The sequence below is a fragment of the Peribacillus loiseleuriae genome (genome assembly GCF_001183985.1).
Taxonomy (GTDB): domain Bacteria; phylum Bacillota; class Bacilli; order Bacillales; family DSM-1321; genus Peribacillus; species Peribacillus loiseleuriae.
On record NZ_LFZW01000001.1, the window covers coordinates 1 to 14,315 of the forward strand.

Annotated in this window: 13 protein-coding genes, 1 tRNA gene, 1 rRNA gene, 1 other RNA gene and 1 other annotated feature; of the genes, 12 read left to right on the plus strand and 4 right to left on the minus strand. The window is 38.4% G+C overall.

Annotated features, from left to right (window positions below; genetic code table 11):
* Positions 1 to 84: ribosomal RNA gene (gene rrf / locus AC625_RS00005) — 5S ribosomal RNA — on the plus strand; the annotation flags it as partial.
* Between the two features lie 777 nt (positions 85 to 861).
* On the opposite strand, the gene AC625_RS00015 is transcribed toward rrf, so the two are convergent.
* The gene (locus AC625_RS00015; RefSeq protein WP_049679457.1) at positions 862 to 1,830 is read right to left on the minus strand and encodes a YaaC family protein; all 969 of its coding nucleotides are present in this window, start codon (positions 1,828 to 1,830) and stop codon (positions 862 to 864) included.
* A 113-nt stretch (positions 1,831 to 1,943) separates the two neighbouring features.
* On the opposite strand from AC625_RS00015, the gene guaB reads away from it, so the two are divergent.
* The 4 genes from guaB (at position 1,944) to AC625_RS00040 (ending at position 6,768) form a co-directional block, all read left to right on the plus strand.
* Positions 1,944 to 3,407 carry an IMP dehydrogenase gene (gene guaB / locus AC625_RS00020; protein ID WP_049679458.1) on the plus strand — a complete coding sequence of 488 codons (1,464 nt, stop codon included), beginning with the start codon at positions 1,944 to 1,946 and terminating at the stop codon, positions 3,405 to 3,407.
* Between the two features lie 167 nt (positions 3,408 to 3,574).
* Entirely contained in the window at positions 3,575 to 4,903 is a 1,329-nt protein-coding gene (locus AC625_RS00025; protein WP_049679459.1) for a D-alanyl-D-alanine carboxypeptidase family protein, read from the plus strand.
* A 77-nt stretch (positions 4,904 to 4,980) separates the two neighbouring features.
* Positions 4,981 to 5,203: a binding site (T-box leader), on the plus strand.
* 64 nt (positions 5,204 to 5,267) lie between these two features.
* Positions 5,268 to 6,545, plus strand: coding sequence for a serine--tRNA ligase (gene serS / locus AC625_RS00035; RefSeq protein WP_049679461.1), 1,278 nt, complete (start codon positions 5,268 to 5,270; stop codon positions 6,543 to 6,545).
* Between the two features lie 130 nt (positions 6,546 to 6,675).
* Positions 6,676 to 6,768, plus strand: a tRNA-Ser gene (locus AC625_RS00040).
* 312 nt (positions 6,769 to 7,080) lie between these two features.
* Here AC625_RS00040 and AC625_RS00045 read toward each other — a convergent pair.
* The 3 genes from AC625_RS00045 to AC625_RS00055 all read right to left on the minus strand — a co-directional run bounded on the left by AC625_RS00045 (position 7,081) and on the right by AC625_RS00055 (position 9,118).
* On the minus strand, positions 7,081 to 7,752 hold the full coding sequence (locus AC625_RS00045; protein WP_049679462.1) for a deoxynucleoside kinase: 672 nt from the start codon (positions 7,750 to 7,752) through the stop codon (positions 7,081 to 7,083).
* Positions 7,730 to 8,389, minus strand: a complete 660-nt coding sequence (locus tag AC625_RS00050; RefSeq protein WP_049679463.1) for a deoxynucleoside kinase — start codon at positions 8,387 to 8,389, stop codon at positions 7,730 to 7,732. The genes AC625_RS00045 and AC625_RS00050 overlap by 23 nt, the downstream gene beginning before the upstream one ends.
* A 195-nt stretch (positions 8,390 to 8,584) precedes the next feature.
* A complete protein-coding gene (locus AC625_RS00055) occupies positions 8,585 to 9,118 on the minus strand; it encodes a cysteine hydrolase family protein (protein WP_049679464.1) in 534 nt (177 codons plus the stop codon).
* A gap of 165 nt (positions 9,119 to 9,283) precedes the next feature.
* Here AC625_RS00055 and tadA point away from each other — a divergent pair, with 165 nt between their 5' ends.
* From tadA to AC625_RS00085, 7 genes are all read left to right on the plus strand, one after another.
* Positions 9,284 to 9,781, plus strand: coding sequence for a tRNA adenosine(34) deaminase TadA (gene tadA, locus AC625_RS00060; RefSeq protein WP_156187626.1), 498 nt, complete (start codon positions 9,284 to 9,286; stop codon positions 9,779 to 9,781).
* 80 nt (positions 9,782 to 9,861) lie between these two features.
* Positions 9,862 to 10,126: signal recognition particle sRNA large type (ffs, locus tag AC625_RS25245), an RNA gene on the plus strand.
* Between the two features lie 254 nt (positions 10,127 to 10,380).
* Positions 10,381 to 12,069 carry a DNA polymerase III subunit gamma/tau gene (dnaX, locus tag AC625_RS00065; RefSeq protein WP_049679465.1) on the plus strand — a complete coding sequence of 563 codons (1,689 nt, stop codon included), beginning with the start codon at positions 10,381 to 10,383 and terminating at the stop codon, positions 12,067 to 12,069.
* Between the two features lie 21 nt (positions 12,070 to 12,090).
* Positions 12,091 to 12,414: a YbaB/EbfC family nucleoid-associated protein gene (locus AC625_RS00070; protein WP_049683510.1), complete on the plus strand. Its 324-nt coding sequence runs from the start codon at positions 12,091 to 12,093 to the stop codon at positions 12,412 to 12,414.
* A gap of 194 nt (positions 12,415 to 12,608) precedes the next feature.
* The gene (gene recR / locus AC625_RS00075; protein ID WP_049679466.1) at positions 12,609 to 13,205 is read left to right on the plus strand and encodes a recombination mediator RecR; all 597 of its coding nucleotides are present in this window, start codon (positions 12,609 to 12,611) and stop codon (positions 13,203 to 13,205) included.
* Between the two features lie 22 nt (positions 13,206 to 13,227).
* Positions 13,228 to 13,452 (plus strand): YaaL family protein, encoded by a 225-nt coding sequence (locus tag AC625_RS00080; RefSeq protein ID WP_049679467.1) that lies wholly within the window; start codon positions 13,228 to 13,230, stop codon positions 13,450 to 13,452.
* Positions 13,453 to 13,532: 80 nt separating this feature from the next.
* Complete coding sequence (locus AC625_RS00085) at positions 13,533 to 13,796, plus strand: pro-sigmaK processing inhibitor BofA family protein (protein WP_049683511.1); 264 nt, start codon at positions 13,533 to 13,535, stop codon at positions 13,794 to 13,796.
* Positions 13,797 to 14,315: the final 519 nt, after the last annotated feature.

Genomic DNA, 14,315 nt, shown 5'->3' on the forward strand with positions numbered 1-14,315 from the left:
TCCCATTCCGAACACGGAAGTTAAGCTCTTTAGCGCCGATGGTAGTTGGGGGTCTCCCCCTGTGAGAGTAGGACGTTGCCAAGCAATCTGAGAGGTCAGCTATTTATAGCTGGCCTCTTTTTAATTTAGGCTTGAATATGACGAAAGAAGAGCTCCGATTTTCATTGTCCTTCAGAAGCACTGGATGGTAGGACGCTGCTAACCAATTCGAAAGACCAGCTATTTGTGGCGGGTCTTTTTTTGAATAACGTATAAGTTTTTTCAAGAAGTTTTGTTGTCAACTTTACACCTCTTGAGCTCGGACTTTCACTTAATGTGATGATGGTAGCAAAGCTCATAGGATATGGGTGCATCAAGTAATTGTTCCTCAAGGTATTTATGCATGTCGACCGTCAAGCACGAGCGCCTTACCCCTTTGAAATCGTGTATTAACCATTCGAGTGAATCCAATGGACAACTTCACTCGAATGACTTGTCGGCGTGCAACTAGATATGCCCTAGGGCTTAGAGACGGAATAACATAACAATTTATTCATCATTCTAAAACCAAGGGCTGACATTTTTAGGTGAAGAAAAAGGAGACAGAGCCTCATTATCTTAAACAGTCTTCCCAATTAAAATGCTATTCTGGACCCTTATTTAGAGGATGTTCAAAGAGTCCAATAAAAAAGCTTGCGAATTGCATTAAAAGAAGTCAGCACACCCTGTGCAAATCCGATCCTCACGTATTATTGTATACGCGAAGGATTTGAGAAGATCGCATCACGAACTTCTGGGCTCTTTTTATCCTTCTTTTTGAACTCGCACTATTCGAGTTAGTTTCCCTGTTTTATTTTAAAGCCATGTTGTATCTTTAAAAAATTACTGGGTGGAGAATCTTTCACTTGTTAACCATTGGTAAATTAAAAACGGGATTTTTTCTTGCGTTATTGATAAAAATTGAAGAATGAGCGGATAGTCTTCATTAGGCATTGTCTTCAATAGCTCTGACCACCACTCAGTTTCATAACGACATATCATGCTCAAGTTATACAGCAAAAGATAGTGAAGCATAACTTCAGGTAAGGTGGAACACTCAGAACTTTTAGTGAGAGAAAGCATAAAATTTTTATCAAATAAATGATATCGGATAGGGGCATGCTTATTGAATAAAAGCTTTTGATCTATTTCCATTTCTAAGAGTTCAGATTCTGTAATAGATATGTTTAGCTTTGTTTTTGATTCTAGATGTTCTTTAAAACGATTTGCTGTCATTTGATATGTATCAAGTATAGAAGGTGATAATTGATATCGATTATTGTGAAGCTGTAGAGTTTTGTAGCTTTTCTTACCGAATAAATAATGATGGCTCTCATAAAGCTCTGGGATTTCTGTAAGCAAGGATTTCATAGTATAACGCTCATTCTCAATTTGTTTTATGCCGAATACTTTATCTAGTGCATGCATATACAACCCATTTTTCTGGATTTTGACTTCATCTTGCAAAAATTCATATTGCTGTTTCTTACGCTTTCTTGTGGTTACTCCATGTGCAAGGACTCCAGTGTTTTCTGGGTAGTGGGGATCGCTCGTGAGAACACATGCCTTGAGAAGTTGAGTAAATCCATAAAACATAAGGACAGGCTGAATCGAGAGAGGTGCAATCTTTGCTTGGGTATAATAGGTCTGACCGTGTTCAAGATAATAAATGAAGGGGTAGCAGTTTTCGTAACTATTCTTATCTGCCGTTGGGTCATTTATGGAACGATAGCATTTATTTAAATAAATTTGTGTCCGAGATGCAGAGTAAAAGTTGCTAAATGAGTTCCAAATAGTAGGGTGATTCATCATAAAATATTCCCCTTCCAATAAATAGAATAATCAGAAATTTTCTGTTCTCCTTGACAGTATTTTGTCCAATTGATAACCTACTAATAATATTTTTTTAATCTGGAGGGAAAATAATGTGGGAAAATAAGTTCGCAAAAGAAGGATTGACCTTTGATGATGTATTATTAGTGCCAGCAAAATCTGAAGTTCTACCGAAAGATGTTAATTTACAAATTACTTTAGCAGAAAATTTAAAATTGAATTTACCAATTTTAAGTGCTGGTATGGATACAGTTACTGAAGCTGAGATGGCAATCTCTATGGCTCGTCAGGGTGGATTAGGTATTATTCATAAAAATATGACAATTGAAGAGCAAGCGGAAATGGTAGACAAGGTCAAACGGTCGGAAAGCGGAGTTATTACTGATCCATTTTTCCTAACTCCAGAGCATCAGGTTTTTGATGCTGAGCATCTAATGGGGAAATATCGTATATCTGGTGTTCCGATTGTAAATAATCTTGAAGAACAAAAACTTGTTGGAATTCTTACAAATAGGGATTTGCGTTTTATCCAAGATTTCTCTATTAATATTGCTGATGTTATGACTGTTGAAAATTTGGTCACAGCACCAGTTGGAACAGATTTAAAACAAGCTGAAAATATTCTTCAAAAACATAAAATCGAAAAACTTCCACTTGTGGATGAAAAAGGTGTATTAAAAGGCCTTATCACAATTAAGGATATTGAAAAGGTCATTGAATTTCCAAACTCAGCAAAAGATAAACGCGGTCGATTGCTTGCTGGTGCAGCAGTTGGAGTAACAGGAGATACGCTAAAGCGTGTTGAAATGCTCGTCAAAGCTCACGTTGATGCCATTGTAATTGATACTGCACACGGGCATTCAAAAGGTGTAATAGATACAGTCAAAGAAATACGCAAAATTTATCCAGAATTAACGATTATCGCTGGTAACGTAGCAACAGCTGAAGCAACGAAAGAACTAATTGAGGCTGGGGCCGATGTAGTCAAGGTTGGAATTGGGCCTGGGTCTATCTGTACGACGCGTGTTGTTGCTGGTGTTGGAGTTCCACAAATTACAGCCGTTTATGATTGCGCGACTGAGGCAAGAAAACATGGGAAAACAATTATCGCCGACGGTGGCATTAAATACTCTGGTGATATCGTCAAGGCTTTGGCAGCTGGCGGTCATGCCGTAATGTTAGGCAGTATGCTTGCAGGTGTATCAGAGAGCCCTGGGGAAACGGAGATATTCCAAGGACGCCGCTTTAAGGTGTATCGTGGGATGGGATCTGTGGCAGCCATGGAAAATGGTTCAAAGGATCGTTACTTCCAGGAAAATAATAAAAAATTCGTACCAGAAGGCATTGAAGGACGCCTAGCCTATAAAGGGCCATTATCTGACACGATTTATCAGCTAATTGGTGGGATTCGTGCAGGAATGGGCTATTGCGGTGCTGCACACTTACAAGATTTACGAGAAAAAACCCAATTTATTAAGATGACGGGTGCAGGGTTGCGTGAAAGTCATCCACATGATGTACAAATCACAAAAGAAGCACCGAATTATTCTTTATAATTAGAACTTTATATTCATATTAACAAGTTAAAATATGTGGACAGAGTAGGAAAGTACTCTGTCTACTTTTTTTGTTTTTTTTATGATAAACTAAACAAAGTGCACATCAAATAACGAGGAGAGATTCTTCGAAATATATAGATCAAGTTAGTTGGAGGTATTAAAAATTGAAAAGATTTAGCAAGATTTCACTAATTTTTATCACGGTTCTTACTCTAGTATTATCACAACTTGCGCTTCTACCAAATGATGCAAAGGCTAATACAGTCGATCTTGGTTTAAAAGCGGAAGCTGCAATCATTCTTGATGGGAAAACAGGTCGTATCCTATATGAGAAAAATGCAGATAAAGTGCTCGGCATTGCCTCAATGTCCAAAATGATGACAGAGTATATTGTTTTGGAATCAATAAAAAATAAGAAAATTACATGGGACCAGAAAGTCAATATTAACGAATATATTCATAAGCTTTCTAGGGCACCTGGTTTATCCAATGTGGGACTAACGCAAGGTGAAGATTACACAGTAAAAGAATTGTACGAAGCTATGGCTATTTATTCTGGCAATGCTGCTACTGTAGCATTAGCGGAACTTATAAGCGGAAGCGAGAAAAATTTTGTTGAATTAATGAATAAAAGGGCTGGAGAATTAGGGTTAAAAGATTATAAATTTGTGAACTCTAGCGGTTTAAATAATTCGAGTCTAATGGGGAATATACCAGCTGGTAATGAAAATGAAGAAAATGTTATGACAGCGAGAGATACAGCAACACTTGCTTATCGTTTAATTACCGATTATCCGGAGGCGTTAGAATATTCAAAAATTTCGAGATTGAAATTTAGAGACGGGAGGGAATATCCAAACTTTAACTGGATGTTGCCTGGATTGATTTATGAGTATGAGGGCGTCGATGGGTTAAAGACAGGGTCTACAGACTTTGCAGGGTTCGGACATACAGCTACTGCAATTAGAGATGGCCAACGTTATATCACGGTAGTAATGAAGTCAACTTCTAAAACTGAACGTTTTGAGGATAGCATTAAACTCATGAATTATGCTTTTGGTAATTTTGGTAAGGAAGAACTTGTACCGGCAAACTATCAAGTAAAGGGTCATAAGACGATTCCTGTAGCAGACGGGAAAGCAAATTCAGTGAAGATCGAATCAAAAGAAGCCATTACTGCAGTCATTAATCATGCTAATAAAGAGAATTATAAACCTGAACTGGTTATTGATGAAAAGAAGTTGAATAAAAACGGTAAACTTGAAGCACCAGTTAAAAAAGGTGATGTAATTGGTTATTTAACAGTTAAGTCGAAAGATGGAACAGATTACGGATTTATTGATGAAGCAGGTGCCAAAACAGCTAGAGTAGATGTTGTAGCTGCAGAAACAGTTGAAAAGGCAAACTGGTTCGTATTATCTGCTCGAGCTGTAGGTGGATTCTTCGCTGATATTTGGAGCAGTGCTTCCGAGACAGTAAAAGGTTGGTTTTGATTTCCACCTCTTGTTTATGGATAAAAGGGTTGCAACAAGGTAATAATTATAGTACATTATGGAAAACAATTTCATTTATTAAAACGATGACAGGAACTAGTAATAAGTCTTGCTTTCTAAAGAGAGCCGGTGGTAGGTGTGAATCGGTGGAAGAAGCTTATGAATCCATCCTGGAGTAAAGTATGGAACCCCGATAATTTGGGTAGTAATTACTTTCGGCTTATGCCGTTATCTTACGAGTGGAAGGTACAATTGTGTCTTCAACTAGGGTGGCAACGCGGGTTAACTCTCGTCCCTTTTATAGGGACGGGAGTTTTTTGCGTTCCTGGAACTAATTGTAATCAAAATGAAGGAGGAATGTGAGATGTTGGATTTAAAATATCTACGTAATCATTTAGAAGAAGTAAAGCGTGCATTGCAATTCAGGGGTGAAGACTTAACTGATCTTGGGAAATTTGAGGAGCTGGATGGTAGACGCCGAGCACTAATTGCTGAGGGGGAAAAGTTAAAAAGTCGTAGAAACGAAGTATCTCAACAAGTTGCTATGTTAAAGCGTGAGAAAAAAGACGCAGATCAATTAATTACTGAAATGAGAGAAGTTGGCGATCAGATAAAAGGGTTTGATGATGAGTTACGTGAAGTGGAAGCTGATTTACAAAGAATGCTTTTATCAATTCCAAATATACCTCATGAAAGTGTTCCTGTAGGGGAAACAGAGGATGATAATGTTGAAGTAAGAAAATGGGGGGAGCTTCCTCAATTTACCTTCGAACCTAAGGCGCATTGGGATGTTGCTAGTGAATTGGAAATTTTGGATTTTGAACGGGCAGCCAAGGTAACGGGAAGCCGTTTTGTATTCTACAAAGGCTTAGGCGCGCGTCTAGAGCGCGCATTAATTAGTTTTATGCTTGATTTACATGTGGAGGAGCACGGGTATGAAGAGATGATGCCTCCTTACATGGTGAATCGGACAAGCATGGTAGGTACTGGGCAACTGCCGAAATTTGAAGAAGACGCGTTCCGGATAGAAAGTGAAGATTATTTCTTAATTCCTACATCTGAGGTACCAGTGACGAATTATCATCGTGATGAAATTTTAAATGGAGAAGCTTTGCCATTTGGCTATGCAGCATATAGCGCTTGCTTCCGTTCAGAAGCTGGGTCTGCTGGTCGCGATACACGTGGATTAATCCGTCAGCATCAGTTTAATAAAGTAGAGCTTGTGAGGTTTGTGAAACCCGAGGATTCTTATGCAGAGCTTGAGAAGCTAACAGGTCATGCAGAAAAGGTGTTACAGCTGCTTGAACTGCCATACCGCGTACTAAGTATGTGTACGGCAGATCTTGGATTTACAGCAGCCAAGAAGTACGATATTGAAGTTTGGATTCCGAGCTATGGAACCTATCGTGAAATTTCTTCTTGCAGTAACTTTGAAGCGTTTCAAGCAAGACGGGCAAATATACGCTTCCGTCGGGATCCAAAGGGTAAGCCAGAACATGTTCATACACTAAATGGATCTGGCCTTGCTATCGGAAGAACGGTAGCAGCTATTCTTGAAAATTATCAACAAGCTGATGGTAGCGTAATCGTTCCAGAAGTATTGCGTCCATACATGCGCGGAGCGGAAGTAATAAGACCGTAATGAAAGCAGGGGTTGTCTCAATAAAGGGTTAAATCCTAAGAGACAACCCCTTTTACATTCATTACGAAAAACAAAGAAATGGTCCGTTGACTTTATTATAAACCTATTGTAATATAATAAATGTCAATACGGAGGTATACCCAAGTTTGGCTGAAGGGATCGGTCTTGAAAACCGACAGGGGAGTCAAATCCCGCGGGGGTTCGAATCCCTCTACCTCCTCCAGTCTTTTTTAATTAACCACAGCGCATAAATTGGAATTCGTAAAACTCGTTGCATATGTAACGAGTCTTTTTTTATTGCTTAGGAAATTATTTCAGTGGAAAACTGAATTTATCTGTTTGCATCTAGTGCAAGCGGCTACCCCTTCTAATCAAATCAAGCTTTTGGAGAGAAACTCGCCACTATCGTGTTTGATTGGTTTATGCTTGTCCAGAACGTGGTGAATCTAAGTCGAAGTTCCTTAAAGGCGCTAGTGCCTTTACTCTTTAAGCTAAATGTTTATGTATAAAAAATCACCCAGATAGGGTGACTTATTTATACTCTTCTTACCTTTTTTGTATGATTTATGAAGCTTGAAATTCGTTCGACAATTGGCTCAATCGATTCTTCACTTTGGATAAGGTCATATTCATTAATGTTCAATCGTAAGACTGGACAAGCGTTAAATTGGTTGATCCAATTTTCATAACGTCGGTGCATTTCTGTCCAATACTCGATAGGGGTTTGTTGTTCCATAGGACGTCCACGGACTTTAATTCGAGCCAAGATGTCATCTAGCGAGCCTTCTAAGTAGATAAGCAAGTCTGGGTGTGGGAAATATGGGGTCATGACCATCGCGTCAAAAAGACTTGTGTAGGTCTCATAATCGGTAGGGTTCATTGTTCCTTTTTCGTAATGCATTTTTGCGAAAATTCCCGTATCCTCATAAATAGACCGATCTTGAATAAACCCTCCGCCATATTCAAATATACGCTTTTGTTCCTTGAAACGTTCAGCGAGAAAATAAATTTGTAAATGGAAGCTCCATCGGTCGAAGTCTTCGTAAAACTTATCTAAGTATGGGTTTGTATCAACTTTTTCAAAGGAAGTGCGAAAGTTTAAGGCGTTAGCCAAGGCGTTTGTCATGGTGGATTTTCCGATACCTACCGTTCCTGCAATCGTAATGACTGAACTTGATGGGATATCAAACTTTTTTCGTAGATTCATTCGTATATACTCCTTTTTGAAGCGCGTTCTCAATGCGGGTCATGATCATAGACCTATCTTCTTTGTTTTCAATAAAATCAATTTCATCTCCATTAAAGCGAAGAACTGGAATATCTGGGTGCTGTACTTCGAATGCTGCCATGAAATTATGGTAATCAATTGATAATTGTTCAAGGTAAATGGGACTGATATTCTTTTCAAAATCCCGGCCGCGTTTTCCTATTCGTTTTAACAATGTTTCTAGACCTGCATCTAAGTAAACGACCATATTTGGTTTAGGCATGCCTTCGGTGAGGATTTTAAAAATATTTAAGTATTTATCGTATTGACGATTTCTTAACGTACGTTTTGCAAAAATCAGGTTTTTAAATATATGATAGTCTGCTACAACAGCTTGGTTGTTAGCAAGGAAATTCATTTCAATATCTTCGAGTTGTTTGTAGCGGTTGCAGAGGAAAAACATTTCTGTTTGAAAGCTCCACTCATCTATATTTTCGTAAAATTTACCCAGAAAAGGATTTTCATCGACGATTTCTTTTAATAAGGCAAATTGGAAGTGTTCAGAGATTGCTTTAGCAAGCGATGTTTTCCCCACACCAATTGGCCCCTCAACGGTGATAAATGGTGTGTTTATCATGAATTACGTCCTCCTTTAAAGCGATATTCCAATGGGATAATCGGGCGTTTCTGTCTGTGGCTATTAATAGCCACAAATTATTGTATCACAGACTGCCGAACTGGGGTGATAGAATTCTCTTTAATAGAGAATTGTATATATCGGAGGATTTATACTTAGCTATACCTTTTGGGCGATACCTGAAATCAGGGGAAATTATACTGGTTCTATTTGTGCTTTAAGTACATTCTTCATCATGGTAAGGGCGTATTGATTATCATCATTACTGGCAGATGCAAGGCAATTTTCAGGAACCCATAGCGGGTATTCCCTCATATAAGCATCATTTGCAGTGAATAATACACAAATATTACCCGCAATCCCTGTAATAGCAAGCCGATTGACACCTAAATGGTGTAATAATATGTGAAGAGCAGTTCCGTAAAATGCCGAATGCTTTGGCTTGATTAAAAAATAATCATCTTCTTCTGGTATAATTTGTTCAATAATCTGTATGTTTTTTTCGTTTTTACACAATGCGATAATTTTGTCGTAATTAGCCTGCCATAAATTATAATGATCATTAATATAAATAATAGGATATCCCTTTGCTTTACAAATGTTTTTTAAAGTGATAATTGGTTGAATGATTGGTATAGTATGTTGAAGAAGCATATCGCCATTTTGGAATTTGAAATCATTAATCATATCTATAATGAGTAAAGCTTGTTGCGGTTTTTCTTGATTCATCTTAGGTAGTCTCCTTTTTTGTAGATGTTTGTTCAATATGTAACTGTGCTTACAAGTACGAAGTGAATATGAGTAGTTTGTCTAAATGACTGGTGCTTTACTCGTTTTGAAATAGTCGGGTCGATGTATGAAAAGAACGTGAATGAAGGCGAAAGGAAAATGAAGATGGACGATCAATACTATATGATGGAAGCATTAAAAGAAGCCAAAAAGGCCGGTGAAATAAATGAAGTTCCAATCGGTGCAGTCATCGTACTTCATGATAAGATTATCGCAAGAGGGCATAACTTACGGGAAACAGAGCAAAATGCAATCTTTCATGCCGAACTTTTAGCAATTGACCGTGCTTGCCAATCGCAAGGGACATGGCGCCTAGAAGAGGCTACGCTTTATGTCACACTTGAGCCTTGTCCGATGTGTGCAGGAGCAATCATTCAATCAAGGGTAAAACGTGTTGTATTTGGGGCAAATGATCCAAAAGGTGGTTGCGTGGGGACGTTTATGAATTTATTACAGGATGAGCGCTTTAATCATCAAGCTGAAGTAACGAGTGGCATCCTTGGTGCGGAATGCGGAGAAATTTTAACGGAATTTTTTAAAGGTATCCGCTTACGTAAAAAGGCGGAAAAAGAAGCAAGAAAAGCTATGTTGGAAAAAGGTTAGTAATAAGTTATTCTTCTTAACAGTTTTTTCGAGATGTTTAACATTGCTTTTTTTTATATAACTTAGTATAATGAATCATGCCGTGCTAAGCGGGGAGGTAGCGGTGCCCTGTACTCGCAATCCGCTCTAGCGAGGCCGAATTCCTTCTCGAGGTTAGTTTCCTGTAGGGTCTGCCTTAAGTAAGTGGTGTTGACGCTCGGGTCCTGCGCAATGGAACTCCATGAACCATGTCAGGTCCGGAAGGAAGCAGCATTAAGTGGAAGTTTCCATGTGCCGCAGGGTTGCCTGGGCCGAGCTAACTGCTTAAGTAACGCTTATGGGAGCTAATCGACAGAAGGTGCACGGCATATTACATAATAAATCAACTCATCCTTTTGGGTGGGTTTTTTTTTATCATTTTTGAAAATGATAAAAATAGCTAAACCAACATCAAGGGGATGGCAAAAGCAGAGCAAAATAACATATTACAGGCTTTTACACAAAAACTCATTTTTAAATGTTATTTAGTAATGCTTTTTATGTATTGTAAAGATCCGTCCCCTTTTCCTTCATACAAATAGTAGGTATAATAGATAGGGAGAAAATAAGGGGGTGACAACGTGGGGTATCAAGCATTATATCGAGTTTGGCGACCACAGCAGTTTATTGATGTAGTTGGTCAGGAGCATGTAACGAAAACGTTACAAAATGCACTTCTGCAACAGAAGGTTTCCCACGCCTATTTATTTTCTGGTCCACGCGGTACTGGGAAAACGAGTGCAGCGAAGATACTCGCTAAAGCTGTTAACTGTGAAAAGTCACCGACAAATGAACCATGTAATGAATGTGCGTCCTGCCGAGGAATTACAGATGGATCAATCCAGGATGTAATTGAAATTGACGCTGCATCCAATAATGGCGTCGAAGAAATCCGTGATATTCGAGATAAAGTGAAATATGCACCAAATTCAGGTACATATAAAGTATACATTATTGATGAAGTACACATGCTTTCACAAGGCGCCTTTAATGCTTTATTAAAAACATTGGAAGAGCCACCACAGCACGTCATTTTCATTTTAGCAACTACAGAACCTCATAAAATTCCTTTAACCATCATCTCAAGAACACAGCGCTTTGACTTTAAACGCATACAGCCCCAGGATATAATCGGGCGGATGTCCCAGATTATTTCTGAGAGTGGTATTACTGTAGATGAACAAGCTCTACATATTATAGCCAGAGCAGCTGAAGGAGGTATGCGGGATGCATTGAGTCTGCTTGATCAAGCAATCTCTTTTAGTTCTGATGAAGTTAGTGTAGAAGATGCATTAACCGTAACAGGTTCTGTTTCCCATGTTTTTTTAGGGAAATTAGCACGGGCTATTTATGACAAAAATGTAGCGGACGCTTTGGAAGTATTAGATGAGCTATTAGCCATGGGAAAAGACCCAGCAAGGTTCATTGAGGATATGATTTTCTTTTTCCGAGATATGCTCCTCTATCAAGCAGCACCAGGGATGGCGAACTCATTTGAGAGAGTACTAATTGACCCGCAATTCAAGGAATTGGCAGAGGTTATCTCAAACCGAGATATTTATGGTATTATCGAAAGCTTTAATAAAACTCAGCAAGAGATGAGATGGACAAATCATCCACGAATTTTTTTAGAAGTTGCATTAGTTAAGCTCTGTAATCAGGAACGTGAGAGTGCTGTGTCAGATGTTCAGGTAAGACAGCTTACTAGTAAAATAGAAGAGCTTGAAAAGCAACTAAAGGAATTGAAAGAAAGAGGAATTGGCCAAGCAGTTACAGCCCAAGCTGAAAAACAGCCACAGACCCCTCGTACTGTAAAAAAATCATATAAAGCACCAGTAGGAAAAATAACTCAAGTCCTCCGTCAGGCAACAAAACAAGATTTAACGCTTGTGAAAAGCAGATGGGGTGAAGTACTTGAGCAGCTAGGTCAGCAAAATTTAAAATCATTGGCAGCATTATTAAATGAAGCAGAACCAGTAGCTGCTTCTTCACAGGCTTTTGTGTTAAAATTCAAGTATGATATTCATTGCCAAATGGCTATGGAAAACACCCGTTTTATTGAAGCAATGGCTTCAATCATGGAAAATGTGACGAGTCATAGGCTGGAAATGTCGGGAGTGCCTGAGAGTCAGTGGCAAAGTATACGGGAGGGATTCCTCTCCACTCAGCAACTTGATGGTCAGCAAGAAACAGAAACGAAAGAAGAAGATCCATTTATAGCAGAAGCGCGAAAGTTAGTTGGAGATGAATTGCTTGAAATTAAAGAATAATGGGAGGTAATACAAATGGGAATGCGTGGAATGGGAAATATGCAGAACATGATGAAACAAATGCAAAAAATGCAAAAAAAAATGGCCGAGGCTCAAGAAGAGTTAGGTGAAAAGAAAATTGAAGGAACAGCGGGCGGTGGAATGGTGACTGTCGTAGTAACGGGTCATAAGGAAATTGTTGATATAACCATTAAACCTGAAGTTGTGGATCCTGACGATATTGAAATGTTACAAGATTTAGTGCTTGCTGCAACGAATGATGCACTGAAAAAAGCCGATGAATTGACTAATTCAACGATGGGGCAATTCACGAAAGGGTTAAATCTTCCTGGTGGGATGATGTAACTAGCTAAATTGAAGGAAAAATGAGCGCCTTGTTGAAGGCGCTTGTGTTTTTTTAGTAATAAAAAGATACGTTTTTTCAATAAGTTGTGGTGTTTAGCGAAAGCGGCCCAGAACTGTATGATCTAGCCAAGCAAGAAATATGCTAGCTTTTAGGTTAAACAAGGCGTTTTGCTTTTCTTATTAGGAGGTATTTTATGCATTATCCAGAACCAATTACGAAGCTAATTGATAGTTTTATGAAATTGCCAGGGATTGGACCTAAAACCGCTGCGAGACTTGCATTCTTTGTACTAGGCATGAAAGAAGATACTGTATTGGACTTTGCAAAAGCACTTGTGAATGCCAAGCGAAACCTCTCCTATTGTACGGTTTGTGGTCATATAACAGATCAAGATCCATGTTATATATGTGAAGATCAGCGAAGAAGTCGTGATGTTATTTGCGTTGTACAGGAACCTAAAGATGTCATTGCTATGGAAAAAATGCGTGAATTCAACGGGCTTTACCACGTATTACAGGGGAGTATCTCACCGATGGATGGGATTGGGCCAGAAGATATTAACATTCCAGACTTATTGAAGCGTCTTCAAGATGAAACGGTTCAAGAAGTCATTTTGGCAACGAACCCTAATATTGAAGGGGAAGCGACCGCAATGTATATCTCTAGGTTATTAAAGCCCTCAGGAATTAAAGTCACAAGAATTGCACACGGATTACCTGTAGGTGGAGATCTAGAATATGCAGATGAAGTGACATTATCTAAGGCACTCGAAGGAAGAAGGGAAATTTAAGAAGTAGTGGGGAGGGGTTTTTGTGTTCTTTCGTCGAAAAGGTGAACTTCGCAACGAAAATAACCAAAAACTAGTGCAACAACTGGAGGAAATTAAAAGAAGTTGGCTTAACCAGAAATCATTACTGGAAAAAAGCCTTGATCCATCAGAATATGCAATTATACAAGCAAAAATTTCTGAAATTAAATATTTCTATCTATTTAAAGAAGCAAAAAGAAGAAAAGTGACGGCTAGTAAACGTAAGTGAGGAATGCAATCATCTCATCTTTGTTCTTATTTAGTTTTATCTACATAGAATGTAGTACGAGCTAATGAGGAGGAATGATGGTGGAGCCAATTGTTATTGTAGGTGTAATAGCTGGTTTAATTGTATTACTGCTTTTTGTCGGGGCACCTATAAGACCAATCCGACTAATAGGGCAGGGAGTTGTTAAATTAATCATCGGAGCTGTCTTTTTGTTCTTTCTAAATGTGCTTGGTAATCAAGTAGGGATCCATGTTCCTATTAATTTAGCCACTTCTGCAGTAGCGGGAATTTTAGGAATCCCAGGTGTGGCTACATTAGCGGCAATTGATTATTGGATTATTTGAAGAATTCGAGGGAAACTTCTCTCGAATTTTTTTGTGTGATAATTATTACGTCGTTCTCTTCGAGCTTTATAATACTAATAAGTTAGTATGAAGTGTGTAGCTATTAAGTAATAGAGGTTGTTCAAAAAGTCCGAGAAAAATAGCAATCAAATTTCTTTGTCGCTCTGTCTTTCCAGTCCTCCTCGAACTTCGCGGCTCTTTTGATCTTCCTTTTTTAAACACACGCTAAATAGGTGAAAAAGTGTGGATTTAAATGAGTTTTAATATAAAAATATTTTTGTGAAAAAAGTATTGACGAATCTTTGAGAAGTTGTTAAGATATATCTTGTCGCTAAAACGACATTGCATCTACTAGAGGTTAGAAAGAAACGCCTTTTTAAATAAAAAAAGTTGTTGACACTAGTAAGGAGATGTGATAAATTTATAAAGTCGCTTCTGAGAGAAACGACAAGCATTGCTCTTTGAAAACTGAACAAAACAAAGCGCCAACGTTTAAATTTAAGTGAGTACACACTATAA

Excerpts from the sequence above, each read along its gene's own strand:
- AC625_RS00015 (WP_049679457.1), bottom strand. The coding sequence starts at position 1,830 with ATGATGAATCACCCTACTATTTGGAACTCATTTAGCAACTTTTACTCT.
- tadA (WP_156187626.1), top strand. The coding sequence starts at position 9,284 with ATGGACGATCAATACTATATGATGGAAGCATTAAAAGAAGCCAAAAAG.
- AC625_RS00055 (WP_049679464.1), bottom strand. The coding sequence starts at position 9,118 with ATGAATCAAGAAAAACCGCAACAAGCTTTACTCATTATAGATATGATT.
- AC625_RS00045 (WP_049679462.1), bottom strand. The coding sequence starts at position 7,752 with ATGAATCTACGAAAAAAGTTTGATATCCCATCAAGTTCAGTCATTACG.
- serS (WP_049679461.1), top strand. The coding sequence starts at position 5,268 with ATGTTGGATTTAAAATATCTACGTAATCATTTAGAAGAAGTAAAGCGT.
- AC625_RS00050 (WP_049679463.1), bottom strand. The coding sequence starts at position 8,389 with ATGATAAACACACCATTTATCACCGTTGAGGGGCCAATTGGTGTGGGG.
- AC625_RS00070 (WP_049683510.1), top strand. The coding sequence starts at position 12,091 with ATGCGTGGAATGGGAAATATGCAGAACATGATGAAACAAATGCAAAAA.
- recR (WP_049679466.1), top strand. The coding sequence starts at position 12,609 with ATGCATTATCCAGAACCAATTACGAAGCTAATTGATAGTTTTATGAAA.
- guaB (WP_049679458.1), top strand. The coding sequence starts at position 1,944 with ATGTGGGAAAATAAGTTCGCAAAAGAAGGATTGACCTTTGATGATGTA.